General features: G+C 68.1%; 18 protein-coding genes and 1 pseudogene. 18 read left to right on the forward strand and 1 reads right to left on the reverse strand.

Going from position 1 to position 25,082, the window contains the following annotated elements:
• From QMZ25_RS09830 to pncB, 5 genes and pseudogenes are all read left to right on the forward strand, one after another.
• Positions 1–231: pseudogene (locus QMZ25_RS09830) on the forward strand (hypothetical protein); the annotation flags it as partial.
• A gap of 9 nt (positions 232–240) precedes the next feature.
• Positions 241–2,442, forward strand: a complete 2,202-nt coding sequence (gspD, locus tag QMZ25_RS09835) for a type II secretion system secretin GspD (RefSeq protein ID WP_283219541.1) — start codon at positions 241–243, stop codon at positions 2,440–2,442.
• A gap of 132 nt (positions 2,443–2,574) precedes the next feature.
• Complete coding sequence (locus QMZ25_RS09840) at positions 2,575–3,426, forward strand: glycosyltransferase (protein ID WP_283219542.1); 852 nt, start codon at positions 2,575–2,577, stop codon at positions 3,424–3,426.
• Entirely contained in the window at positions 3,423–4,262 is an 840-nt protein-coding gene (locus QMZ25_RS09845; protein WP_065182821.1) for a glycosyltransferase family 2 protein, read from the forward strand. Before QMZ25_RS09840 ends, QMZ25_RS09845 begins: the two co-directional genes overlap by 4 nt.
• A gap of 73 nt (positions 4,263–4,335) precedes the next feature.
• Positions 4,336–5,517 (forward strand): nicotinate phosphoribosyltransferase, encoded by a 1,182-nt coding sequence (pncB, locus tag QMZ25_RS09850; protein WP_053518866.1) that lies wholly within the window; start codon positions 4,336–4,338, stop codon positions 5,515–5,517.
• On the opposite strand, the gene QMZ25_RS09855 is transcribed toward pncB, so the two are convergent.
• A complete protein-coding gene (locus QMZ25_RS09855; RefSeq protein ID WP_053518868.1) occupies positions 5,514–5,879 on the reverse strand; it encodes a hypothetical protein in 366 nt (121 codons plus the stop codon). The two genes, pncB and QMZ25_RS09855, sit on opposite strands and share 4 nt — an antisense overlap.
• A gap of 455 nt (positions 5,880–6,334) precedes the next feature.
• Here QMZ25_RS09855 and QMZ25_RS09860 point away from each other — a divergent pair, with 455 nt between their 5' ends.
• From QMZ25_RS09860 to QMZ25_RS09920, 13 genes are all read left to right on the forward strand, one after another.
• Positions 6,335–6,874, forward strand: a complete 540-nt coding sequence (locus QMZ25_RS09860; protein WP_053518870.1) for a fimbrial protein — start codon at positions 6,335–6,337, stop codon at positions 6,872–6,874.
• A gap of 85 nt (positions 6,875–6,959) precedes the next feature.
• On the forward strand, positions 6,960–7,688 hold the full coding sequence (locus QMZ25_RS09865) for a fimbria/pilus periplasmic chaperone (protein ID WP_164151707.1): 729 nt from the start codon (positions 6,960–6,962) through the stop codon (positions 7,686–7,688).
• Between the two features lie 91 nt (positions 7,689–7,779).
• The gene (locus QMZ25_RS09870; RefSeq protein WP_065175834.1) at positions 7,780–10,344 is read left to right on the forward strand and encodes a fimbria/pilus outer membrane usher protein; all 2,565 of its coding nucleotides are present in this window, start codon (positions 7,780–7,782) and stop codon (positions 10,342–10,344) included.
• Positions 10,335–11,369 (forward strand): fimbrial protein, encoded by a 1,035-nt coding sequence (locus QMZ25_RS09875; protein ID WP_128989097.1) that lies wholly within the window; start codon positions 10,335–10,337, stop codon positions 11,367–11,369. The genes QMZ25_RS09870 and QMZ25_RS09875 overlap by 10 nt, the downstream gene beginning before the upstream one ends.
• Before the next feature lie 215 nt (positions 11,370–11,584).
• Positions 11,585–13,123: a BcsE family c-di-GMP-binding protein gene (locus QMZ25_RS09880; protein WP_164151704.1), complete on the forward strand. Its 1,539-nt coding sequence runs from the start codon at positions 11,585–11,587 to the stop codon at positions 13,121–13,123.
• A complete protein-coding gene (bcsF, locus tag QMZ25_RS09885) occupies positions 13,120–13,299 on the forward strand; it encodes a cellulose biosynthesis protein BcsF (RefSeq protein ID WP_053518880.1) in 180 nt (59 codons plus the stop codon). Before QMZ25_RS09880 ends, bcsF begins: the two co-directional genes overlap by 4 nt.
• On the forward strand, positions 13,296–14,933 hold the full coding sequence (gene bcsG / locus QMZ25_RS09890) for a cellulose biosynthesis protein BcsG (RefSeq protein WP_283219543.1): 1,638 nt from the start codon (positions 13,296–13,298) through the stop codon (positions 14,931–14,933). Before bcsF ends, bcsG begins: the two co-directional genes overlap by 4 nt.
• Entirely contained in the window at positions 14,933–15,109 is a 177-nt protein-coding gene (bcsR, locus tag QMZ25_RS09895; protein ID WP_080375313.1) for a cellulose biosynthesis protein BcsR, read from the forward strand. The genes bcsG and bcsR overlap by 1 nt, the downstream gene beginning before the upstream one ends.
• On the forward strand, positions 15,106–15,861 hold the full coding sequence (bcsQ, locus tag QMZ25_RS09900) for a cellulose biosynthesis protein BcsQ (RefSeq protein WP_053518884.1): 756 nt from the start codon (positions 15,106–15,108) through the stop codon (positions 15,859–15,861). Before bcsR ends, bcsQ begins: the two co-directional genes overlap by 4 nt.
• Positions 15,858–18,485: a UDP-forming cellulose synthase catalytic subunit gene (bcsA, locus tag QMZ25_RS09905; protein ID WP_065182816.1), complete on the forward strand. Its 2,628-nt coding sequence runs from the start codon at positions 15,858–15,860 to the stop codon at positions 18,483–18,485. The genes bcsQ and bcsA overlap by 4 nt, the downstream gene beginning before the upstream one ends.
• On the forward strand, positions 18,482–20,857 hold the full coding sequence (gene bcsB, locus QMZ25_RS09910; protein WP_081284449.1) for a cellulose biosynthesis cyclic di-GMP-binding regulatory protein BcsB: 2,376 nt from the start codon (positions 18,482–18,484) through the stop codon (positions 20,855–20,857). Before bcsA ends, bcsB begins: the two co-directional genes overlap by 4 nt.
• Positions 20,854–24,435 carry a cellulose synthase complex outer membrane protein BcsC gene (gene bcsC, locus QMZ25_RS09915; RefSeq protein WP_283219544.1) on the forward strand — a complete coding sequence of 1,194 codons (3,582 nt, stop codon included), beginning with the start codon at positions 20,854–20,856 and terminating at the stop codon, positions 24,433–24,435. Before bcsB ends, bcsC begins: the two co-directional genes overlap by 4 nt.
• The coding region (locus tag QMZ25_RS09920; protein WP_283219545.1) for a glycosyl hydrolase family 8 at positions 24,419–25,082 on the forward strand (664 nt) is incomplete at its 3' end. The genes bcsC and QMZ25_RS09920, both read left to right, overlap by 17 nt.

Consider the following 25,082-nt stretch of genomic DNA (forward strand, 5'->3'; position numbering starts at 1 on the left):
CTGCCGGCGCAGGCCGCGCCGGCACAGGCGGCGACCGCACCGCAACGTGCAGCCGACGCCACACCCGCGCCGGCGTCTGCTGCCGCACCCCCGCCGCCGGCCAACAGCAACGGGCCCAGCGAAGCGCAGATGCAGGCCATCCGCGAGCGCATCCAGGCCCGCCGCCGCCAGCTGCAACAACAACAGCAACAACAGTCGCCGCCGCCTTCGGGCAATGGCGCCAACCGGTAGAGTGAGAGCATGAGCCTGCGTTTTCTTCCTTGGTCCTTCGTGCTCGCGCTGCTGGTGGGCTGCAGTACCGTCTCCAGCCCCCATGTGCAGCGCAAGGGCGCCCTGCAGCCTGCGCCCAGCGCCGGCCAGGCCGCAGCGGACGTCCAGGCCGATGCGGCGGCCGACAGCCAGGGGGCACCGCAGGCGGTCATCCGCCGTGGCACCGGCACGATGATCAACCGCGAGGCCGCGCGCGCACCGTCGCCGGCATTGCATGCGGCCGGCACCGGCAGCGCCACGTTCAACTTCGAGGGCGAATCGCTGCATGCCGTGGTCAAGGCGATCCTCGGTGACATGCTGGGCCAGAACTATGTGATCGCGCCGGGGGTGCAGGGCACGGTCACGTTGGCCACGCCCAAGCCGGTCTCGCCGGCACAGGCGCTGAACCTGCTGGAGATGGTGCTGGGCTGGAACAACGCGCGCATGGTGTACAGCGGCGGGCGCTACAACATCGTTGCCGCCGACCAGGCGCTGGCCGGCACTGTCGCGCCGAGCACCGCACCGGCCTCCAGCGCGCGCGGCTTCGAGGTCCGGGTGGTGCCGCTGCAGTTCATCTCCGCCACCGAGATGAAGAAGGTGCTGGAGCCGTACGCGCGGCCCAACGCCATCGTCAACGTCGACAGCGGCCGCAACGTGATCACCCTCGGCGGCACCCGTGCCGAGCTGGAGAACTACCTGCGCACGGTCGAGATCTTCGATGTGGACTGGCTGTCGGGCATGTCGGTGGGCGTGTTCCCGATCACGTCCGGCAAGGCCGAGCAGGTTGCCAGCGACCTGGAGAAGGTGTTCGGCGAGGAAAGCAAGACGCCCAGCGCCGGCATGTTCCGCTTCCTGCCGCTGGAAAACGCCAACGCGGTCCTGGTGATCACCCCGCAGGTGCGCTACCTGGACCAGATCCAGCAATGGCTGGACCGCATCGATACGGCCGGTGGCAGTGCCCGCCTGTTCTCCCATGAGCTGCGCTACATCAAGGCGCGCGATCTTGCCGAGCGGCTCAGCGAGGCGTTCGCCAGCAGCGGCAAGCGGGGCGGCTCGAGCCCTGCATCGCTGGCCCCGGGTGCCATTCCGTCGCAGCTGGACAGCGACAGCGACCGTGGCATCGACAGCAACAACAGCAGCAGCTTCGGCTCGACCCCGGGCAGCAGTTCCAGTGGCGGTAATGGCAGCTTGAACCTGCCGCAGCGCCAGTCCGGCAACGTCAGCGTCAGCCTGGAAGTGGAAGGCGACCGGGTCGGCGTGTCGGCGGTGGAGGAAACCAATACGCTGCTGGTGCGCGCGACGCCGCAGGCCTGGCGCTCGATCCGCGAGGTGATCGAGAAGCTGGACGTGATGCCACTGCAGGTACATATCGAAGCCCAGGTGGCCGAGGTCGCTCTGGATGGCGACCTGAAGTACGGCGTGAACTGGTTCTTCGACAACGCCGTGGCCGGGCGTGCACTGACGGGAGCCTTGAGCGGTGTGACCCTGCCTGCCGCGGCGGGTGGCTCCTGGAGCAGCTTCGCCGGTGCCGCGACCGGCGGCGAAGGCCTGGGCTGGGCGTTCACCGGCCACAATGGTGCAGCGGTGGTGAGCGCGCTGGACAAGGTCACCGATGTGCGACTGCTGCAGACCCCGTCGGTGTTCGTGCGCAACAACGCCGAGGCCACGCTCAACGTGGGTGACAAGGTGCCGATCAGCACCACCACGGTGAACACCGGCGTCGGCACCAGCAGCTACAGCTCGGTGCAGTACATCGATACCGGCGTGATCCTGAAGGTGCGCCCGCGCGTGACCCGAGACGGCACGGTGTTCCTGGACATCGTGCAGGAAGTCAGCAGCGCGTCGGACGTGCCGGAGAACTGCAATCCGCAGGAGCGCAACTGCAACCCGCGCATTTCCACCAAGAAGCTGGCTACCGAGGCCGCCGTGCAGAGCGGCGACACCATCATGCTGGCCGGCCTCATCACCGACTCGGCCACCGATGGCAGCAGCGGCATTCCCGGCCTGAGCCGCATTCCGGTGATCGGCGCGCTGTTCGGGCAGAAGAGCCGCACCAGCCGTCGCTCGGAGGTGATCGTGCTGCTGACGCCCAGCATCGTTCGCAATGGGCAGGAAGCGCGCACGCTGACCGACGAGTACAGCCAGCGTTTCCGGGCGATGGAGCCGCTGAACCAGCCGCGCGCAAAGAAGTAGGGGGTTACGGCGGGGCGACCCCCGCCGTTCCCATGAACCCCGCTTCGGCTCCGGCCTCTGCACGTGCCGGGTGCAACCCGGCCGACACCCTCCCGGTGCTACGCTGTGGCCACCGACAACCACGGAGGCGGGATGGGGGCGATCGTGTTGTTGCCGCTGTGCGTGGACGATGCGGCGCTGGACCGGTGTCTGGCTGCGCTTGATGCCGGTACGGCACCGGGTACCGCGGTCTGGTTGGCCGATGATGCCCAGACCGGACCACGCGCTCAGGCGGTCGTCGAGCACTGGCTGGCGAACACGCCACTGCAGGCCGAGTACACCCGCCGCGCCCGGCCGCTGGGCGAGGTGGCTCATCTGGATGAAATGTTGCGTGCCTGCGAGGGGCTCGATGTGGCCGTGCTGGCACCGGACAGCGTACCGGCGCCGGGATGGCTGCAGCAGCTGCAGGACGCCTTCGCCCGCGATGCGGCCATTGCCACCGCCACGCCCTGGTGCAATGCAGGCGAGACCGCGGCCTGGCCCCGGCTGGGCGAGATCAATGCCGAGCCCCCCGATACTGCGCTGCTGGCGCAGACCTGCGCCGCACTGCCGACCCTGCACCCGGAGCTGCCATCGGCGGTCACGCATGCGGTACTGGTGCGCGGCAATGCACGTCGCCGTGCCGGCGGACTGGACGTGGAAAGCTACGCCGGCTGGAACGCTGCGCTGGTCGATCTGAGCCTGCGCATGGCGGGCCTGGGCTGGCGCAACGTGCTGTGCGAGAACGCGTTCGTCAGCCGCGCCGGCGAAGCGGTCAGCCGCGATGGCGATCTGGAGGCGTTGGCCGCGCGGTGGCCTGGCTGGGTGCCACGCCTGGCCGACTTCCTGATGCACGATCCGCTGCACGAACTGCGCGCGGACCTGCAGCAGCGGATGCAGCAGGCGATAATGCCGCGCGAACAGGGCGATCTGTTCGTCCCGTCCGCGTCGGAGCCAACCGCTTGAATGCCGCCATTGCCGCCATCGTCGTTACCTACCAGAGCGGCAGCACCATCGATGCCTGCCTGTCGCGGCTGCGCCAGTCGCAGGATGTGGCGGAAATCCGGGTGATCGACAACGGTTCGGTGGATGGCACGCTGGACATCGTGCAGCGGCACGCCAGCCACGACCCGCGCGTGCGCTTCATCGGCAACCCGGACAATCCGGGCTTCGCCGCCGCCAACAACCAGGGCGCGGCCGATTCGCACAGCCCATGGCTGGCGTTCATCAACCCGGACCTGATGGTCGAGCCGGAAACCCTGGCCAGGCTGCGCGACCGCGCGCACGTGCTCGGTGACTGCCTGCTCGGGGTCGAGCAGGTGGATGAGCACGGCCATGCCGATGAGGCGGTGCGCCGCCGTGATCCGGATTTCCTGGCCATGCTGCGCTCGCCGGGCAGCGGCTCGAAACTGGCTATTCCGCGCGATCCGGCAAAGACGCTGCAGCCGGTGCCGGCGCTGTCCGGCGCGCTGCTGCTGATGCCGCGGACGCTGTTTGATCGTCTCGGTGGCTGGGACGCCGGTTACCGGTTGCACGCCGAGGACCTGGACCTGTGCCGGCGCGCGCGCGAGGCGGGCGCGGTGGTGGCGATCGCCAACGACCTGCAGGTCACCCATGTGCGCGGCGTGTCCAGCCGTTCGCGGCCCTTCTTCGTCGAGTGGCACAAGCACCGCGGATTGTGGCGTTACTTCCGCAGGTTCGAGGCGCCACAGCGCTCGTTGCTGGTGCAGGTGGCGGTCTGGGGGGCGATCTGGGCGCACGCGCTGCTGCTGGTGCCGAGACTGCTGCGCAGATCCCTGTAGTGTCGAGCGTGTCCGGCGGCGGCGCGCATGGGCGGGCCCCCCGGTTCACCCCGCCGGGCGCATAATCCGCCTCATGCCTATCATCCAGTCCCTGCTCGACACCGATCTGTACAAGTTCACCATGATGCAGGCGGTGCTGCACCAGCACCCCGGCGCCCAGGTGCAGTACCGGTTCAAATGCCGCACGCCCGGCATCGACCTGGCCCGCTTCATCGACCAGATCGATGAAGAGATCGACCACCTGTGCAGCCTGCGCTTCAGCGACGCCGAGCTGGATTACATGCGTGGCCTGCGCTTCGTGAAGCCCGATTTCGCCGATTTCCTCGGCCTGTTCCACCTGGACCGCAAGTACATCCAGCTGCGTGCCTCGACCCGGGTGCCCGGCGAGATCGAACTGGACATCACCGGGCCCTGGCTGCATACGATCCTGTTTGAAGTGCCGCTGCTGGCCATCATCAACGAAGTCTGGTTCCGCAACACCACCACGCCCGACTTCGCCGAGGGCGAGCGCCGCCTGCAGGCCAAGGCCGCGCTGCTGCGCGACACCCCCGGCTTCGAGCAATGCCGCATCGCCGACTATGGCAGCCGCCGTCGCTACTCGCGCGACTGGCATGCGCGCCTGCTGCCACTGCTGCGCGATGCGCTCGGCCCGCAGCTGGTCGGCACCAGCAACGTGCATTTCGCCCGGCTGTACGGCATGACCCCGCACGGCACGATGGCGCACGAGTACCTGCAGGCATTCCAGGCGCTGGGGCCACGGCTGCGCGATTCGCAGGTGGCGGCATTGGAGTCATGGGCACGCGAGTACCGCGGTGACCTGGGCATCGCGCTGTCCGACGTGGTCGGCCTGGACGCCTTCCTGCGCGACTTCGACATGTATTTCTGCAAGCTGTTCGACGGCGTGCGCCATGACTCGGGCGATCCGTTCGACTGGGGTGACCGCATGCTGGCGCATTTCCAGCAGCGCCGGGTCGATCCGCGCAGCAAGGTGCTGGTGTTCAGCGATGGGCTCGACATCGCCAAGGTGATGCGCCTGTACGACTATTTCCGCGGTCGCTGCCAGGTGGCCTTCGGCGTCGGCACCCACCTGACCAACGATCTGGGCCCGACGCCATTGAACATCGTCATCAAGATGGTCCGCTGCAACGGCCAGCCGGTGGCCAAGCTCAGCGATTCGCCGGGCAAGAGCATGTGCGACGACCCCGGCTACCTGGCCTACCTGCGTCAGGTCTTTGAACTGCCGGACCCGGCTTAAAGGTAGTCGACCACCACCAGGTAGGCGCCCCGCAGCGGTTGCTGCTGCGGCGCTTCCACGCGGTAGCGCTCGGAGAAGGCGATGTCGCCGACGCGCATGGCGCTGGCCGACACGGCCAGCTGCTGGCCATGGCGCTTGCCATCGCGCAGCGTCGCGGCCTGGCTGTCGCCCACCGCGGTCACCGCCACCGTCGAGCCCTTGGCCGACGGCGGGCAGGCCGCCAGGCTCAGCTCGCCCTGGGACAGGGCCGTCGTGCAACCCGGCTCGGCGATGCGGCCGCTGAACCGGATGCTGCCACTGCTGGCCTGGGCCAGCGCACTGACGGACATCAGGGCCACGCACAGCAGAAGGGAAGTCCTCATGACACGTTCTCTGGTTCGGTGTGTCCTAGTTAGCGACAGCTCCGGACGGCCTTTAATAGGCAAAATCCGAATCTGCTAGGGCCATCACCAACAAAGAGTGATGCGCATCAAATACGGCGCTGGCCGCCTGAAAACAGCCTCTTTCAGGCGCGCCCGCCACCGGGGTCGAAGACGTCATCTGCCGTCGTTCCCCCACCTTTGCCGGCCCGCGCCAATTCCCCATCGGCCGCCAAGCCAAAAGTGCCTATCACGGCACATTTGGGGCGTCAATAAACCATCGTTCAGAAAAATAATGGGACTTTCATCACAGTTCTGCATATACTTGCGTCACGGATTCAGGGGTAGGTATGTCCGAATCCGGCCACAGGTGAGACGCAAGGATGGGTCTTGAAGCCCGGCAGTGCTCCTTGCTTCCTCCTCTACTTCCATCTCTTCAGTAGGGTTAGGTAAAAGCAATGCACAAGATCAACATCATCGCGGCTCTCATGCTGGCCGCTGCTCCGCTGGCCGCCAACGCTGCCGACGGCACCATCACCTTCAATGGCAAGGTGACCGACAAGACCTGCACCATCTCGACCCCGGGCGGCAAGGACTTCGCCGTTACCCTGCCGACCGTGTCCAAGAACACCCTGGCCACCGCCGGTGCCGTCGCGGGCCGCACCCCGTTCGCCATCAACCTGACCAAGTGCAGCGCCGGCAACGTCGCCACCTACTTCGAGCCGGGTTCGACCGTTGACTTCAACAGCGGCCGCCTGATCAACCAGGCTTCGGCCAACGCTGCCGGCAACGTGCAGCTGCAGCTGCTGGGCTCGAACAACCAGTTCCTGCCGGTGAAGGCCGCAGGCACCGGTCTGGCCCAGGACAACTCGCAGTGGGTGACCGTTGCCACCGACGGCACCGCCAACCTGAACTACTACGCCGAGTACTACGCCACTGCCGCCGCCACCCCGGGCGACGTCACCAGCAGCGTCAAGTACACGATCATCTACAACTGATCATCGCCGTACCCGCACTGGCCGGCGTACGCGCCGGCCAGCGCTCCGCGGCCCCTGGCCACACACCTCGAGCGTAGTACTTCCGATGAAAGCTCTCTTTCCCCGGGCGCTGCTGCTGGCAGCGTCGACGCTGCTCTTCTGCCAGGAAGCCATGGCAGGCGTGGTGGTCAATGGCACGCGTGTGATCTATCCGGCGCAGTCGCGCGAAGTCACCGTGCAGGTCGACAACGTGGGCGACTCGCCCGCGCTGGTGCAGGCCTGGATCGACAGTGGCGACGCCAACCAGACGGCCGACACCAGTGATGCCCCGTTCGTGCTGACGCCGCCGATCAGCCGCGTCGAGCCGGGCCGCAGCCAGGCGCTGCGCCTGATCTTCTCCGGCGCGCAGCTGCCGACCGATCGCGAGTCGGTGTTCTGGCTGAACGTGCTGGATGTGCCGCCGTCGCCGGACAACGCCGAGAACGGTGAGCAGAACTACCTGCAGGTCGCGTTCCGTTCGCGCCTGAAGCTTTTCTATCGGCCGCAGGGCCTGAAGGGCGTCGCCAACGACGCACCGGCAGCCCTGCGCTGGACCCGCAGCGGTGACCGCCTGCGGGTGGAGAACCCGAGCCCCTTCCACGTGACCCTGGCCGAAGTGCATGCCGTGACCGGCAGCAGCGAAAAGGCGGTCGAGGACAAGGGAACGATGGTCGCACCGAAGCAGAACCTGGAGTTCGCCGCACCGGTGGGCACCACCGAGGTGCGCTTCATCACCATCAACGATTACGGCGGTCGGGTGGAGCACAAGGTCCGCCTCGACAGCACCGGGGGCTGAACGCGCCGCGCTGGCCAGGGCCTGCGCATCCCGCCACCGCCGCCGTGCGGCGAATTGAAGGAATGTCAGTGTGATCGGAAACAGATTGACATTGTCGATCCATCAGGCGCTTTGCCTGTTGGCTGCCGGCGTGGCCTGCCCAGGATGGGCGCTGGCTGCCCCGGCCAATCTCGGCGAACAGGCGCTGATGGCGCAGACTGGGGCGGCGACCGCGCGTGCGCCGGAGTCGGCGCAGTTCAACTCCAGCTTCCTCTCCGGCCAAGCCAAGCAGGTCGATCTGGCGGCCTTCAGCAACGGCAATCCGATGGTCGCCGGCACCTATCGCGTGGACGTCTACGTCAATGGCGCCTGGCAGGGCCGCCGCGACGTGCAGTTCAAGGCGGATGCACAGGGGCGCGTCGATGCCTGCCTGGCGCTGCCGATGCTCGAGGAAATGGGCGTGGACAGCGAGGCGGTGCTGCTGCAGCAGGACCCGTCGGTGCCGACCGATACCTCCACGTGCGTGCCGGTGCAGCAGCGCATGGCCAATGCCTATGGCGTCTATGACAGCGGCAACCTGCGTTACGACCTGAGCATCCCGCAGGTGTTCCTGCGCCGCGAAGCGCGTGGCTACGTCAACCCCGCGCTGTGGGACCGTGGCATCAACGCCGGCTTCGTCGGTTACAGCTTCAATGCCATCGACAGCGACAGCCGCGTCGAAGGCGGCCAGCGCAACCGCAGCGCCTATCTGGGCCTGAATGCCGGCCTGAACCTGGGCGGCTGGCAGTTCCGCCACGATTCCAACCTGACCTGGACCGAGGGCGACGGCCGCCACTGGCAGAGCATCGCCACCTACGCCCAGCGCGGCATCCCGAAGATCCGCGGCATGCTCACTGTGGGCGAGGCCTACACCACCGGCGAACTGTTCGAGTCGATCGGATACCGGGGTGCCAGCCTGGCCAGTGACGACCGCATGCTGCCCGATTCGCTGCGCGGCTACGCGCCGGTGGTGCGCGGCATCGCCGAGACCAATGCGCGGGTGGAAGTCCGGCAGAACCAGCAGCTGATCTATTCCTCCACCGTATCGCCGGGCAGCTTCGTCATCGACGATCTGTACCCGACCGGTTACGGCGGTGACCTGGAAGTGAGCGTGATCGAGGCCGATGGCCGCCGCCGCGAGTTCAAGGTGCCGTTCGGTTCGGTGCCGCAGATGCTGCGCGAAGGCGTCTCCCGCTACTCGGTGACCGCCGGCCAGGTCCGCAACGAGCTGCTGCGCGATGAACCCTGGCTGGCGCAGGGTACCTACCAGCGCGGCATCGGCAACCAGCTGACCCTGTACGGCGGCAGCGCGCTGAGCGAAGGCTACGTTTCACTGCTGTACGGCATTGGCCTGTCCACCCGGATCGGTGCGTTCGCGGCCGATGTCACCCATGCCCGTACGTCGTTCAACCACTACGGCGACCACACCGGCGCCAGCGTGCGCCTGAGCTACAGCAACATGATCGGCGAAACCGGGACCAACCTGACCCTGGCCGCCTATCGTTATTCGACCGAAGGCTACTACAGCCTGCAGGACGCCCTGTACGGACGCGACGCGGATGATCGCGGCATCGACCCGACCACCCGTGGCCGCCAGCGCAGCCAGTTCCAGCTGACCCTGAACCAGCCGCTGGGCCGCCGTGCCGGTGCGCTGTACGTCACCGGTTCGGTGCGTGACTTCTACGACCGTTCCGGCACCTCCAAGCAGTACCAGGTGGGCTACAACAACGCCTGGCGCTCGGTGAACTACGGTTTCTCGGCACTGCGCACCGAAGAAGGCATCCTCGGCCGGGCCGACACCCAGTACCTGTTCTCGATGAGCGTTCCGCTGGGCCGCGGGACCCATCCGGTGTCGTTCAGCGCCGACCTGGGCGCGCGTGACCGTGGTGGCTACGACAACAGCCGCGTGGGCATCACCGGTTCGGCCGGCGTCGACAACAACTTCAGCTACGGCGTGGCCCTGTCCGATTCCCGCGAGGGCAACACCACCGCGGTCGGCAACGCCGAGTACCGCAGCCGCTACACCGCGTTGAACGCGACCTACAGCCATTCCAGCGATTTCCGCCAGGCATCGGTGGGCGCCAACGGCAGCGTGGTCATGCATCCGGGCGGCGTCACCTTCACTCCGCAGCGTGGCGATACCATGGTGCTGGTCGAGGCGCCGGGCGCGCGCGACGCGCAGGTGACCAACGCACCGGGCCTGCGCATCGATGGTCGCGGCTACGCCGTGGTGCCGTACGTATCGCCGTACCGCCTGAACACCGTGACCCTGGATCCGCAGGGCATGGCGCATGACGTCGAGCTGGAAAGCAGCAGCCAGTCGGTTGCACCGTTTGCCGGTGCCATCAGCTACCTGCGCTTCGATACCCGCAAGGGCAACGCGCTGCTGATCCAGGTGCGCAATCCCGATGGCCGCACCCTGCCGTTCGGCGCACAGGTCAAGGACGAGCAGGGCCAGCCGGTGGGCATGGTCAGCCAGGGTGGCCGCCTGTATGTGCGCAGCGAGCAGGATCACGGCCGCCTGCAGGTGGAGTGGGGCGCCGGCGCCGACCAGCGCTGCACCGTCGATTACCAGGTTCCGGCGGGCGCCGACGCGTCCAAGACCGGCTTCATCCCGCTGGAGGCAGCATGCCGATGATTCTTTCCCGTGGCCGCAAGGCGCTGGCCGCACTGGCCGTGCTGGGGGGCGTGCTGCTGGCCCAGCAGGCCAGCGCCGCATGCCGCATCCAGACCAGCGGGTTCACCGCACAGGACGTGACCATGGACATGGGTCAGATCGTGATCCTGCCCAGCACCCCGGTTGGCGGCGTGATCAAGGAGATCAGCGTTGCGATCAACCAGCAGAACAGTGTCGCGCGCTGCGACTGGTCCGGCGGTCGCTCCATCGGCGAGTACGTCAATGCCGCACAGAAGCGCCCGGTGGCCGGCTTTTCCAACGTCTATGAAACCGACGTGGCGGGCGTGGGCATCCGCCTGTTCCGCGACTCCGGCGCCATCCAGACCTACTATCCTCACTCGATCAACTTCAACGGCAACGCGACCATCTCGCTGATCGGTGGCCAGTTCCGCATCCAGCTGATCAAGACCGCAGCGCAGACAGGTTCGGGCATCATCGCGCCCAATGGCCGTTTCACCACCTATTACTTCGATGGCGATAGTGCTAGCCGGCCGGTGCTGACCTCCACCTTCAAGGGATCGGGCACCACCGTGGTCAGCCCGACCTGCGAGGTGGACGCCGGCAGCCGCAACATCGCGGTGGACTTCGGCAGTGTCCCCAACACCTCGTTCACCGGCGTCGGTTCGCGCGCGGTCAACCGTGACTTCGACATCCGCCTGAACTGCCAGGGCAGCAATGTTGCTGCCTACCAGAGCAAGATCGGCATCCGCCTGGATGCCGACCAGGACAGCTCCAACATGCCGGGCGTGCTGAAGCTCAGCGCGGCTGCCAACAGCGCGACCCGCATCGGCATCCAGATGGTCCAGCGCGATGGCACCACCGAGCGCGAAGTGCGCTTCGGCCAGGCGATCAATGTCGGCACCACCATACCGGGCACCAGCACCATGACCCTGCCGCTGCGCGCCCGCTATGTACAGACCCAGGCCGGTACCGTCGGTGCCGGTGTCGCGAACGGACAGGCGACTTTCACCATCCAGTACGAGTAGCGGCCAACGGCCGTTCCACCGCTGCGCTGCACCCCAACGTTGCCTGTTCCGCAGGCGACGTTGACTGCGTCTTGATCCCGGAAATACCAAGATCGGAGCTGCCATGAACGTATCGCAGCACGAGTGTGATGCGCGTCATGAAATTCGAGTCACCCAACACAGCACCTCCGCTGCCGCAGCGTCGGCTCGGCTGAGGTCCGCTGAAAGGACCCGGCATGACAGCGCCCCATCTTGCCATCGCCGGATTGCCGCCCGAGTTCGTCGAGATGCACGGCGGTGGGCTGTACTGGGTCGTCGCGGCCGGAAGCGCGCCGGCCGACCTGGTCGGCGCAGGTGTGCTGGGGTCGGCCAGCGACGTGCGAGACGCCGTGCTGGCGACGCTGGGGCGCGGCGCCGATGCGATGCTGGCCGAGCTGCCGCCGGGGGAGGGGCCGGCGCGGTTGCGTCTGTTCCGTTCCTCGGCCGCTGCCATGCAGCGGACCCTGCGTGGTCTGGCGGTTGATCTTCCCCGCGCGGCCACCGCCGCGACCCGCCTGTGCATGGTGCAGTTTCCGCTGGCGGCGCTGGAAGGCTGGAGCGATGCCCGGCTGGCGGCATGGAACCGGCAGCTGCAAGCCTGGGCGGAGCAGGCCGGCACGGTGCTGCTGCTGCTTTGCCACGGTGAAGTGGCCACCCTGGCGCCGCGCCTGCTGGCCTTGAACCGGACCTGTTCCGGCGTCGCCCAGCTGCATCCGCACCGCGGTGCGCTGCAGCTGCTGCTGCATTACTGGGCCAACGCCCATGGCGTGGTGGCCCGCCGTGCCTTCGCGATCGAAGCGGCAGAAGGCGGGTTGCGCCGCGTGCCAGAAGAGGCGGACAGCGTGCTCTCTGCGGTCGAGGCCAGCGGCGGCGATCGTGATCTGTACCTGGCCGAGGCCGACGTGCTGGAAGGCGCTCCGCCGCTGTCGCCCGCCTGGCGGCTCCACGATGGCTGGGCGGACCTGCTGCCTTCGGCGCTGCAGGCGCGCGAGGCCACCGTGGTGCTGGCGATCCGCAGCAACGACCAGGTGGACACACTGGCACGCCTGCTGCATCGGCTGCGCCGCGAGCGCGGCGACCTGCTGAAGCTGGTGGTGCGCGAGGTGCAACCGTGCCTGCGCTACGCCGACGAGCGCCTGCTGCTGCAGTGCGGCGGCAACATGGTGGTGCCGGCGGCGACTCCGCTGCCGCGGCTGCTGACGCTGCTGGAGACGGTGCAGCGGCAGCGTTGGCAGGGGCAGCTGGCGGCCGACCCCGAACCGTTGATCCGTGCCCACCGGCCACCGGAAGTGAATGGAATCGTGGCGGCCGACCGCTTCCGGCAGATCGTCGGCGAACGCATCGATCAGGACGGCAGCGCGGTGGAAAGCGCCGTGCTGGCGCTGCAGCCGGTGGCCGGGCTGCGCGCGGAACAGACCCTGCAGCAGTTGAACATCCGCAGGCAGGGGGATGTGGCCTGCGTGTACCGCGGCCAGGTCCGCCTGTTCCTGTTCGGCTGCCGCCGCGATGCGGTCGAACAGGCGCTCTCCAACCTGTACCGGCTGCCCTGGCGCGAGCTGTTCGATGGCTACCAGCGCCTGGCCGAGTACGACATCGCAGCGATGAATGCCCGCGGCAGCGACTCCGAATCCGAGACGCTGCCCGCCCCTGCCGTTCCGTTGCCGCAACCCGCGGCCCCGGTCAACGAGGTCGCATTCAACGCCCCCATCCCGTTCCGGTTGGGAGATTCCGCATGACAACCGACCAGCAGCTGTGGACGCTGATCGCGGCCTGTGCGCTGGTGATGATTCCGTTCGGCGTGATGCTGGGCGCGCTGTGGCGCGCGGTGCGTCGCCGCGCAGCGTCATGGCTGCCCCCACGGCACCTGCGGCGGACGGGCGTGCGGGTGCGCGATGCGCGGAGGCCGCAATGAGCGCAGAGCCGACGCCCGCATCGCCGTTCGTCTGGTCGGACCTGCGCGGCTGGAACCTGTACTTCCTGTCCAAAGTGGTGTTGGCCTGGATGGGCGCGCTGGACCTCAAGGTCCTGCCCAACCTGTTGTTCCTGGCCGCCCTGCTGGTGCCACTGCCGTGGCGATGGGCACGCATCACACGCACGGTCGTCGCCGTGCCGGTGGCCGTGGTGCTCTACTACCAGGACACCTGGTGGCCGCCCTTCCAGCGTCTTCTCGCACAGCCGGGCGTGCTCGATTTCTCCGCCGACTACTGGCTGGAGCTGGCGCAGCGCTTCATCAACTGGCAGATGGTCGCGGTGCTGGTGCTGCTGGTGGTTGCCTACCTGCTGCTGAAACCGTGGCTGCGCATCACGACGCTGAGCGTGCTGGGCATGCTGGGCATGGCGGTGGTGGCACTGCCATTGCCGGCGGGCCTGAACTGGGGAACGTCGCAGGCCACCGCAGCGACCGGCGGTGCTGACGCCGCTGCCGGCGCTGCCGGTGCACTTGCGCCGGCCAGCAACGAGACACTCAATGCCTGGCTGGCGGCCTTCTACCAGCAGCAGTCGGGCCTGAAGACGGTGTTCCCGGCGCCGGCCAGCGCTGCGCCGTTCGACGTCATCATCCTCAACATCTGTTCGCTGGCATGGAGTGATCTGGACGAAGTCGGCATGCGCCAGAACACGCTGCTGGACCACATGGACCTGATCTTCGACGATTTCAACTCGGCCACCGCCTACAGCGGACCGGCGGCGATCCGCCTGCTGCGCGCCAGCTGCGGACAGACCTCGCACACCGCATTGTTCGACCCGGTGCCAGCCGAATGCCAGTTGTTCTCCAACCTGCAGCGCCTGGGTTTCCAGAGCGAGCTGGCGATGAACCACGATGGGCACTTCGACAACTTCATCGGCGAACTGAGCCAGTACGGTGGGTTGCAGGCACGGCCGATGGACATCAGCGCGTTTCCCCGGGCGCTGGTCGCGTTCGACAAGTCGCCGCTGCGCCGCGATGGTGACGTGCTGAACGCCTGGTGGAAGCAGCGCCAGGCCGAACAGGCGCAGCAGGTCGCGCTGTTCTACAACACGATCTCCCTGCACGACGGCAACCGCATCGTCGGCGCCGACGGTCGTGCCAACGCGGCGGACTACAAGGCCCGCGCGCAGATGGTGCTGGGTGACATGGCAGGCTTCGTCGAAGCGGTGGAGCGCAGTGGCCGTCGCGCCATGATCGTCGTGGTGCCCGAGCATGGCGCGGCGCTGCATGGCGACCGCATGCAGATTCCCGGCATGCGGGAGATTCCGAGCCCTTCGATCACCCATGTGCCGGTCGGCATCAAGCTGGTCGGGATGGGCACGCCGGCCAGCGGAGGGCCGCGTCATGTGCCCGAGCCCAGCAGCTATCTGGCCCTCTCCGAACTGGTGTCGCGGGTGTATGCGCTGAACGCGCAGTCGCCGCCGGGAGCGCGTGACTGGGACAGCCTGCTGCAGGGGCTGCCACGTACGCCCTCGGTGTCGGAGAACGAAGGCGCCAAGGTCATCGATTACGGTGGCAAGCCCTGGCTGCAGCTGCAGGGAAGCAAGGCCTGGAACCCCTACCCGGAGGACAAACGCTGATGGCCGACATCCTGGCCGTTGCCAGTACGCTTTCGGTGGAGGAGGACGACATCGATCTGCTGCGTCGCAGCCTGGGCATGCCCGGGTTGCCCTACGTGGACTTCTCGGCGCAGAACGAACGTGCCCGGGCACTGGCACGCTGGCCGTTGCTGGCCGAGCTGGAGCGGCAGCCATGAGCGTACTGCTGTCCCTGCAGGGCGTGCACGGCGGCACAGGCGTCACCACGGTGCTGGCCGCGTTGGGACAGGCGCTGCATGCGCAGGGCCAGCGCGTGCTGCTGGTCGAGTGCAGTCCGGATCAGATGCTGGGCCTGCATGTCGGGTTGGCCGCGCGGGAGGCCGATGGCTGGGCGCGGGCGATGCTGGACGGCCGCGATTGGCGTGATGCGGCCTTCGCCTGCGCACCGGGCCTGGCAGTGCTGCCGTACGGCCGTGTCAGCGCGGCCGAAGCCCTGCAGATCGAGCAGGCGCTGAGTCTGGCACCCGACACCTGGAATGATCGCGTGCCAGTGCTGTCGGCGCAGTTCGACTGGCTGCTGTTCGACCTGCCGCAGCGGCTGCCGGCACACGCGGCGGCGGTCAACCGATATGCGCGCTGTACGCTGCCGTTGCGCCTGGCGTGCGTCGATCCGGCAAGCCACGTCTTCCTGCAGCGGCAGCACGACGATCCGCGCCGTCTGCTGGCCAACCGGTATGACCCGGCGGTTCCGGTGCAGCGCGATCTGATGCAGCTTTGGCTGCATGCGCACGCGTCGATGCTGGTGCCTCAGCCTCTGCACGAAGATGCGCGGGTGCCGGCCGCGTTGGCCAGCAAGCAGCCGCTGGGCCAGCATGCGGCCGATGCGCTGGCGGCTGCCGACGTCGCCGGCCTGGCATTGTGGTGCCTGGCCGAGGCGGCGCGGCGGCAGGATCGGGAGAGCGGGCGATGAAGGGCGCACGCATCCACTATCTGCACTGGAACCGGCTGCGTGAGCGCGTGTACGCCGCATGGCCACTGTGCGCACTGCTGTGGTCGCTGCAGGCGCTGGGCTGGGCGCTGTTGAGGCTGGAAGGACCTGCGTGGCAGGCGCTGGCGCCGCGGCTGCGGCGTGCGTTCCCGCAGTTGCAGGGTGATCGCCGCTGGCGCCCCGGAGATCCACTGCGGCTGCTGATCCAGGCCGCATGGCTGTCGCTGGTGCGGCTGGTTCCGCATACCTCGCTGCGCCGCCAGCGCCTGGCCCAGGCCCGGCGCCAGCGCATCGCCGAGCTGCGCGGAGCGGCAGGACGCGGTCGCCTGCGCTACCTGCGGGCGATGCGTGATGCACCTGCCGATGTCGGCAACAGTCGCCTCGCGGCGTGGCTCGCACAGCGCCTGGAGCGCCTGCCACCGCGCGCGCGGCAGGCGCTGACCGCCGTCACCGGCTTGGCCACGCTGGGTCTGGCCGCGCTGTGCATCACCCAGCCCTTCAGCTACCTGGCGCAGTTCGTGTTCGTGCTGCTGCTTTGGGTCATCGCGCTGCTGGTACGGCGCATGCCCGGCCGCTATGCGACGCTGGTACTGGTGGTGCTGTCGATCACCGTGTCCTGCCGCTATCTCTGGTGGCGCTATACCGCCACCCTGAACTGGAGCAGCACCTTCGACCTGGTCTGCGGTCTGGTGCTGCTGGTGGCCGAGACGTATTCCTGGCTGGTGCTGATGCTGGGCTACGTACAGGTTGCCTGGCCGCTGCGACGGCGTCCGGCGCCCTTGCCGGCGGACATCCGGCAGTGGCCCACGGTGGATGTGCTGATTCCCACCTACAACGAAGACCTGTCACTGGTGCGGCATACCGTCCATGCCGCCATGGGGCTGGACTGGCCGGCCGACAGACTTCGCATCCACCTTCTCGATGACGGCAAGCGCGAGGCGTTCCGTGCCTTCGCCGAGCAGACCGGCGTCAACTACATCACCCGCAGCGACAACCGGCACGCCAAGGCCGGCAACCTCAACCACGCCCTGCCCCTGGTCGACGGTGAGCTGGTGGCGATCTTCGACAGCGATCACTTGCCGGTGCGCTCGTTCCTGCAGATCACCTGTGGTTGGTTCCTGCGCGATCCGAAGCTGGCGCTGGTGCAGACGCCGCACCATTTCTTCTCGGCCGATCCCTTCGAGCGCAACCTGCAGGTGTTCCGCAGTGATCCCAACGAGGGCGAGCTGTTCTACGGGCTGGTGCAGGACGGCAACGACCTGTGGAATGCCGCATTCTTCTGTGGTTCCTGCGCGGTGCTGCGGCGTGAGGCCATCGATGCCATCGGCGGCTTCGCCACCGAGACCGTCACCGAGGATGCGCATACCGCCCTGCGCCTGCATCGCCAGGGCTGGAACTCGGCCTACCTTCGCATTCCGCAGGCGGCCGGCCTGGCCACCGACAGCCTGGGCGCGCACGTCAACCAGCGCATCCGCTGGGCACGCGGCATGGTGCAGATCTTCCGCATCGACAATCCGCTGCTTGGCAAGGGCCTGAGCCTGTTCCAGCGCTTCTGCTACGCCAACGCGATGCTGCACTTTCTCGCGGGCATCCCGCGGCTGGTGTTCCTCACCGCGCCGCTGGCCTTCCTCCTGCTGCATGTCTACATCATCTACGCCCCCGCGCTGGCGATCCTGCTGTTTGTCGTTCCACACATGGCCCACGCCAGCCTGACCAACGCGCGCATCCAGGGCCGGTACCGCCGCCCGTTCTGGGGTGAGGTCTATGAAACCGTGCTGGCCTGGTACATCGCGCGGCCGACCACCGTGGCCCTGTTCAGTCCCGGCCGTGGCAAGTTCAATGTCACCGACAAGGGCGGCACGCAGGCGGGTGACCGCTTCGACTGGCGGGTGGCGCGCCCCTACCTGGTACTGGCGCTGCTGAACGTGCTGGGGCTGTGCTTCGCCGTGTGGCGTTTCATCGAGGGGCCTGCCGATGAGCGCGGCACGGTGGTCGTGAGTTCGTTGTGGGTGCTGTACAACCTGCTGATCATCGGCGGCGCGCTGGCGGTGGCGGCGGAGGTACAGCAGGTGCGGCGCACCCACCGGGTCACCACGCGCCTGCCGATGGCGCTGCAGATACCCGATGGGCGTCGACTGCGGGGCGTGCTGCAGGACTATTCCAACGATGGCGTCGGCCTGGAGTTGGGACTGGATCCGCAACTGGCCGAAGGCACGCGCGTACACCTGCTGCTCGGGCGTGGCCGGCGCGAGTTCGCCTTCCCGGCGCGGGTACAGCGCAGCGTCGGCCATCGCCTCGGCCTGCTGCTGCAGTTCGACAACGAGCGCCAGCGCGTGGAGTTCGCCCAATGCACATTCGCCCGCGCCGATGCGTGGCTGGACTGGCATGCCGGTTACCAGCCCAAGAGCCTGCCACGCAGCCTGTGGAGCGTGCTGGTGCTGGGCTGGAAAGGCTATCGGCGAATGGGCGACTTCACGCCGTTCGATCTCGACCGCCCGGTGCACTGGAGCGGTCGCCTGCTGCGCTGGCTGGCCAGTTTCGCACCACAACGTCCGCTTCCCTCCCACCCGGCTGACCCAGCCGCTGACCCAGGGCTTCGTCCATGAGCATCCCGACCTCTCTGCGCTGGCTGCTGCTGCCGTTGCTGGTACTGCCAGTGGTGTCCGGCAATGGCGCTCCAGCACCCGTGCCGGCGCCTGCCACCGGTTCAACGCCGGATGCCCCGGCCGCGCAGGTTGCGGTACCGACCCCGACCACAGCGGCATCGGTGCCCGCGCCGCGCGGCGAACCGGCCTTGCCCGATACCTGGGCCGGCAGCGCTTGGCCCTGGCAACGGCACAGCACCTTGGCACAGCTTGGCCGCCGCCAGGACACGCTGCTGTCCGGCGTCCGCAACAGCACCACGTTCGAATTCCAGGTGCGCCGCGATCGCCTCGCGCGCGAAGCGGAACTGGATCTGAGCTTCACACCCTCGCCGTCGCTGTTGCCGACGCTGTCGCACCTGCGGGTCTATCTGAACGACGCGATGATGGGCGTGGTACCGATCAGCAACGACCAGCTGGGACGCCCCGTGCAGGCCAAGCTGCCGCTGGATGCGCGCCTGATCGCTGATTTCAACCAGGTCCGCCTGGAATTCGTCGGCCATTACACCGACATCTGCGAAGAACCCACGCACAGCTCGCTGTGGGTCAACCTCTCCAGCAACAGCACGTTGAGGCTGGGCGGCCAGCCGCTGGACATGCAGGATGATCTGGCCAATTTCCCGCTGCCCTTCTTCGATCCGCGCGACACCGCGCGGCTGGAACTGCCGGTGGTGTTTGCAGCGGCGCCCACGCTGGCGCAGCAGCGGGCTGCGGCGGTCATGGCGTCCTATTTCGGCAGCCTGGCGGGATGGTGGCGGCAGGCCCGTTTTCCGGTGAGCTTCGGCACCCTGCCCGAGCAGGGCCACGCGGTGGTGCTGGCGGTGAATGGCCGCTTCCCGCCGGTGATCGCCAACCACGCGCCTGTGCAGGGGCCGGTGATCGAGCTGATGGCCCTGCCCGAGGATCCGCAGCGCAAGCTGCTGCTGGTGCTGGGCCGCAACGACGATGACCTGCAGAAGGCCGTTTCGGCGATGGCGGCCGGCAATGTCCTGTTCCGCGGCCGCCAGGTCGCGATCGACGAAATGAAGCCCTTGGCGCCACGCAGGCCGTACGACGCGCCGAACTGGGTGCGTACCGATCGCGCGGTGCGCCTGGCCGAGCTGCTGGACTATCCGCAGCAGCTGCATGCCAACGGGGTATCGCCGCAGCCGATCACGGTCAATCTCAACCTGCCACCGGACCTGTTCATCTGGCGCAACCAGGGCATTCCACTGAACCTGCGTTACCGCTACACGCCGCCGTTTGGCAGTGATGAGTCGCGGCTGGGCGTGGCGATCAACGACCAGTTCATTTCAAGCTTCCCGCTGGTGCGTCGCACCGGCAAGCAGGGTGTGGCGGAAATCCGCCTGCCTGTGCTCGCTGGCGATGCCGGCGCCGACGATGGCCGCCTGTTGATTCCGGCGCTGAAGCTGGGTGACCGCAACCAGCTGCGGTTCGACTTCAACTTTGCCAGCGTGATGGGCAGTGCCCAGCGCGACCACTGCCAGACCGTGCTGCCGCCCAACCTGCAGGCGGCCATCGAGGAGGATTCGACCATCGACTTCTCCGGCTTCCATCACTACATGGGTCTGCCGGACCTGTCCGCGTTCGCGCTCAGCGGCTTCCCGTTCACACGCATGGCGGACCTGTCTGAAACCGTGGTGCTGGTGCCGCCGTCCGCCAGCGAGGCCCAGGTCAGCCTGCTGCTCAACCTGATCGGAGGCCTGGGCGTGCAGAGTGGGTACCCGGCCTACGGGTTGCGCCTGTCCGCAGACTGGAAACAGGCCAGTGCGCTGGATGCGGACCTGCTGGTCCTGGGCGCATTGCCGGATGAGCTGCGCGGCAGCCAGCAGCTGTCACTGCTGATCGACGACCAACGCACGCGCCTGCTCAATGGCCAGTGGTCATCGCCGGAGCTGGCGGTGCAGCAGGCCCGTCGCGGCAGCCGCGCGGGCGATCCTGCGGTCACCCGCGTGGCGGTCACCGCACAGGCGCCCTTCGCGGCCATCGTCGGCCTGCAGTCGCCCCGCCATGCACAGCGCAGCATCGTCTCGCTGGCGGCCAGCCATCCGGCCGACTATCAGCTGCTCGATGATGCACTCAGCGACACCGGCAAGCGCGAAGCCATTGCGGGATCGGTGGCGATCCTGCGCAGTTCCGGCATCAACAGCCAGTTCGTGGGCGAACACTACTACGTGGGCGCGCTGCCGTGGTGGCTGCTGCTGTGGTACCACCTGGCCGATCATCCGGCATTGCTGGCCGTGCTGGCCACGCTGGTGGTGCTGATGGTCGCCTTCCTGCTCTGGCGTGCACTGCGCTGGGTCGCCGCGCGGCGCCTGGATGCGGGCAAGGAATGAGCCGGACCTCGCCGCCGCTGCTGATGGCGTCCCGGCTGGTGCTGCTGGGTCTGGCCGGGACCGGCGCATGCACGGCACAGGCGCTGCCGCAAATGCCCGGCGGCACTGCGGCCGAGCAGCGGCAGTGGTTGTTGCAGCAGGTACGCATCGGCGAGGCGACCGGGCGCCAGAGCCTGATCGAAGATGCGTTGGCCCGGCTGCGCATGCTGGCACCGGATGATCGTGGCACCCTGCTGGCGATCCTGGAGGTGCAGCTGTCGCAGCAGAAGGTGGAGGATGCGACCGCGACACTGCAACGATTGCGGCAGGTCGGTGCGGGCAGTCGCGAACTCGCTGCGGGTGATCGCCTCTGGCAGGCCTACCAGGGCGATCTGCAGCAGGAGCTGCAGCAGGCACGCCTGTTCGCAGCCGGTGGCCGCAGTGCCGATGCGCTGGCGATCTACCGCCGCCTGTTCAATGACGCGCCTCCGGGGTTGCAGCTGGGGCTGGAGTACTGGCGTCTGCGTGGCGCGCAGGCGGATGGCCGCGCGCTGGCGATCCGGGAGCTGACCGCATTGGACCAGGCGTATCCAGGCAACACCGGGCTGCTGCAGACGCTGTCGCAGCTGCTGTTCGCGGCCGGTCGCGACGATGAAGCGCTCGACGCGCTGCGGCGCATGGGCCGCAACCCCGACGCCCGCGGGCTGGCTGCCGATGCCGAGTGGGCGTACCTGCAGGACCAGCCCGCCGATGAGCGCGGCGTGCGTCGCCTGCAGGCGTTCATCACCCGCAATCCCACCTTCAATGACATCGCCCTGGTGCGCGAGCGCTATGCCGAGCAGCACAGGCAGGTCAGTGATCCGGCCTGGCGGGCGGGTCTGCGTGGCCAGCAACTGCTTGAACGCGGGCGCGATGCCGAGGCCGAACGTGCCTTCCAGCAGGCGTTGCGGGCCTATCCGCGCGAAGCCGCCTTCCTGGGCGGATTGGGCATGGCGCAGATGCGACAGGGCCGTCGCGCGTCGGCGATCGGCCTGTTCGAACGCGCGATCCAGGCCACGCCCGTCGGCGAGAGCAGCGACAAATGGCGCGACCTCATTGCCAGTACGCGCTACTGGCTGCTGCTGGACCAGGCCGATGCCGCACTCGGTGCCGGTCGGTTGGACGAGGCGGATGCGTTGTACGCGCAGGCGCGGCGGCAGCAGCCACGCGAGGTCAACGCACGGCTGGGGCAGGTGGATGTTGCCGTGGCCCGTGGCGACGACGCCTCGGCCGAACGCCAGCTGCAGGCCGCGAGGCGGATGGCGCCGAACGATGCCAACGTGATCCGCAGGTTGGTGCAGCTGTATGGGAGGACCGATCCGCAGCGTCTGGAGACCTTCATCGATGCGTTGCCGGCCGCGCAGCGCCGGTTGTACGCCGAGGATCTGCGTCAGCTGCGGATCAGTCGCCTGCGCGAACGACGTGAGCAGGCCCTGGCGGCCGGCGATGCGGAGGCCGCCCTTGCGCTCGGGCATGAGCTGCGCGTGGAGCTGCCCGCCGATGCGTGGCTCGCCCGTGCCCTGGCCGTTGAGCTGCAGGCCGCGGGTCGGCCTGCCGAGGCCGATGCGGTGGTCGCGGACATGGTGGCGCGCAATGACAGCGCTGAAGCACGCTACGCGCAGGCGTTGTATCTGTCCGGCACCGATCGCCTGCCGCAGGCACTGGCAGTGCTGGACGCGGTGCCGCTGGCGGAATGGGATGACGATATCCGCGCACTGTCCGCACGGCTGCGCCGGCAGCAGCTCATCGATCATCTCTGGTCGCTGCGTGCGCAGGGACGCGAGCCGGAAGCCATCGCTCTGCTGCAACAGCAACCGGCCAGTGCCGAGAACAACCTGCTGCTGGCCGACTGGGCGCGCCTGCGCGGCGACCACCCGCAGGCCCTGCAGTATTACCAGCGGGTACTTGCGGAGCAGCCGGACAACGTCGATGCACAGCTTGGCCAGGTGCAGGCCTGGATCGGTGCCGGCGATCTGGACAACGCGCGGCGGCAGATGCGGCTGTCGCCCCCGGTGGTCGCCGAAGATGCGCTCGGCCAGCAGCGCCAGCTGGCCGGCATCTGGACCGACCTGCACGAGGACGCCAAGGCATTGGCGATCTTGCGCGCGCTGCTGGCCCGCAGGGACGGTCTGGATCCACAGTCCTGGCGCGACGCAGCGCGACTGGTGCGCCGCGAGGATCCGCAGCAGGCGCTGGACATGTACGCGCAGGCGATGGCCGACAACGGCCTGCTGGCCGCAACGCAGGCACAGCCGCGCGACAACCGTGCGCTGACCCTGGCCAGCCGCGAGACCGCGGGGGACGACTGGCTGCGGCGCAGCCTGCGCAGCGACGTGGAAACGCTGTACCAGCAGGAAAATCCCACGCTGACGGTGATGCAGGATACCGGTCGTCGCAGCGACGGAACGCCCGGCATTTCCCGCCTCGGGCGCGACACCCGCATCGCGCATCTGGATGCGCCGTTTGCAGGCGGGCTCGGCTGGGCGCGCATCGAACAGGTGCACTTCGACGCAGGGCGGTTCCGCACCGGCGCCGACGGCACTTACGACGAGGATTTCGGCAGCTGCGACCTGTCGCTGCTGCGTGCCGACGGCTCCCGGCTGCAGGCCCCGGGATGTACCCGCTTCGTGCATCAGCGGCGCAGTTCCGGCGCAGGGTTCGCGGCCGGCTGGCGCACGCTGGACGATCGCTGGAATGTCGACCTTGGCCATACGCCGTCCCACTATGTGATCGGCAACTGGCTGGGAGGCATCACCGCCAATGGCGATCTGGGCCGTCTCGGCTGGGGGGCGACGCTGTCGCGGCGGCCGATGACCAACTCCCTGCTGTCACAGGCCGGTGCCTACGATCCTCGCAGCGGCATTGCCTGGGGTGGGGTGACCGCCAATGGCATCACCTTCAGCCTGGGCTTCGATGAGGGCGGACGTAATGGTGTCTGGTCGAACTGGAGCTGGCACCGGTTGACCGGTCACAACGTCGCGGACAACACGCGTGCGCGTGCGATGGTCGGCTGGTACCACAAGCTGATCCAGCGTACGGACATGCGCCTGGACGTCGGCACCACGGCCATGTACTGGCGTTACCAGAAGGATCTGGGCGGCTACTCCCTGGGCCAGGGCGGCTACTACAGCCCGCAGCGCTATGCCTCGTTGAGCCTGCCGGCCAGCTTTGCCTGGCGCAACGATCTGTGGTCGCTGCGGGTGGATGGGTCGGTCAGTGTGTCCAGCGCGCGCACGGCGTCGATCAGCCGCTTCCCGGACCAGGCGCTGATCGAGCGCGTGGTGGCACAGCTGGAGCCGCAGTACGGTGCTCTCGCGCTGGACGAGGCCGGCCTGTACACCGGCGACAGCCGCAGCACCGGCACCGGCTATCGGCTCTACGCGGCCGTGGAGCGGCGGCTGGGCGATCACATCGTCCTGGGCGCGGCGGGAACCCTGCAGCGCAGCCGTGACTTCTCGCCGAACACATTCCAGCTCTATCTGCGCTATACCTTCAAGCCCTGGCAGGGCAACCTGCCGCTGCCCGTGTCGCCGCTGGTGCCCTATGGCGAGTTCCGCTGACCCGCAACGCCGCCGACTGCTGCAGGCGACGGCCGCCTTGCCGTTGCTGGCCATGGGCGCAGGGCGTGCGCTCGCAGCGCCGCGCTGGCCGGCCTGGCAGGTGCTGCTGGACAGCAGCCTCAGCAACGACGGACGCATGATCGATCGCAGCCAGGACGACCAGCGCAGTACGTCGGAAGGGCAGTCGTATGCGTTGTTCTTCGCGCTGGTCGACAACGATCAGGCGCTGTTTGATCGCGTTCTGGGCTGGACCCAGGACAACCTGGCCGGGGGCGATATGCGGCAGCGGTTGCCGGCCTGGCTGTGGGGCCGCGATGACAAGGGCGGCTGGCGCGTACTGGACGACAATCCGGCGTCCGATTCCGATCTGTGGCTGGCCTACGCCCTGCTCGAAGCGGGGCGGCTCTGGCACCGTCCTGCGTTGCAGGCCATCGCCGGGGGCATGCTGGGGCAGGTGCGGGAAAGGGAAGTCGTGCAGCTGCCCGGTCTCGGCCCGATGCTGCTGCCGGGACCGCAGGGATTCATCGAAGGCGATGCGACCCGGGTCAATCCCAGCTATCTGCCGCTGCCGCTGCTGCGGCGCTTTGCCGCGGCCGATCGCAGTGGGCCCTGGGCGGAACTGGCGGACAACGCGACCACGCTGCTGG

It is taken from the genome of Stenotrophomonas sp. RS-48 (assembly GCF_030053245.1).
Taxonomy (GTDB): Bacteria; Pseudomonadota; Gammaproteobacteria; order Xanthomonadales; family Xanthomonadaceae; genus Stenotrophomonas; species Stenotrophomonas maltophilia_P.

Coding starts and splice junctions, on each gene's coding strand:
- QMZ25_RS09860 (WP_053518870.1), top strand. CDS start 6,335: ATGCACAAGATCAACATCATCGCGGCTCTCATGCTGGCCGCTGCTCCG.
- bcsB (WP_081284449.1), top strand. CDS start 18,482: ATGAGCATCCCGACCTCTCTGCGCTGGCTGCTGCTGCCGTTGCTGGTA.
- bcsA (WP_065182816.1), top strand. CDS start 15,858: ATGAAGGGCGCACGCATCCACTATCTGCACTGGAACCGGCTGCGTGAG.
- bcsR (WP_080375313.1), top strand. CDS start 14,933: ATGGCCGACATCCTGGCCGTTGCCAGTACGCTTTCGGTGGAGGAGGAC.
- bcsG (WP_283219543.1), top strand. CDS start 13,296: ATGAGCGCAGAGCCGACGCCCGCATCGCCGTTCGTCTGGTCGGACCTG.
- QMZ25_RS09875 (WP_128989097.1), top strand. CDS start 10,335: ATGCCGATGATTCTTTCCCGTGGCCGCAAGGCGCTGGCCGCACTGGCC.
- gspD (WP_283219541.1), top strand. CDS start 241: ATGAGCCTGCGTTTTCTTCCTTGGTCCTTCGTGCTCGCGCTGCTGGTG.
- bcsF (WP_053518880.1), top strand. CDS start 13,120: ATGACAACCGACCAGCAGCTGTGGACGCTGATCGCGGCCTGTGCGCTG.
- QMZ25_RS09865 (WP_164151707.1), top strand. CDS start 6,960: ATGAAAGCTCTCTTTCCCCGGGCGCTGCTGCTGGCAGCGTCGACGCTG.
- QMZ25_RS09855 (WP_053518868.1), bottom strand. CDS start 5,879: ATGAGGACTTCCCTTCTGCTGTGCGTGGCCCTGATGTCCGTCAGTGCG.
- bcsC (WP_283219544.1), top strand. CDS start 20,854: ATGAGCCGGACCTCGCCGCCGCTGCTGATGGCGTCCCGGCTGGTGCTG.
- bcsQ (WP_053518884.1), top strand. CDS start 15,106: ATGAGCGTACTGCTGTCCCTGCAGGGCGTGCACGGCGGCACAGGCGTC.
- QMZ25_RS09880 (WP_164151704.1), top strand. CDS start 11,585: ATGACAGCGCCCCATCTTGCCATCGCCGGATTGCCGCCCGAGTTCGTC.
- pncB (WP_053518866.1), top strand. CDS start 4,336: ATGCCTATCATCCAGTCCCTGCTCGACACCGATCTGTACAAGTTCACC.
- QMZ25_RS09840 (WP_283219542.1), top strand. CDS start 2,575: ATGGGGGCGATCGTGTTGTTGCCGCTGTGCGTGGACGATGCGGCGCTG.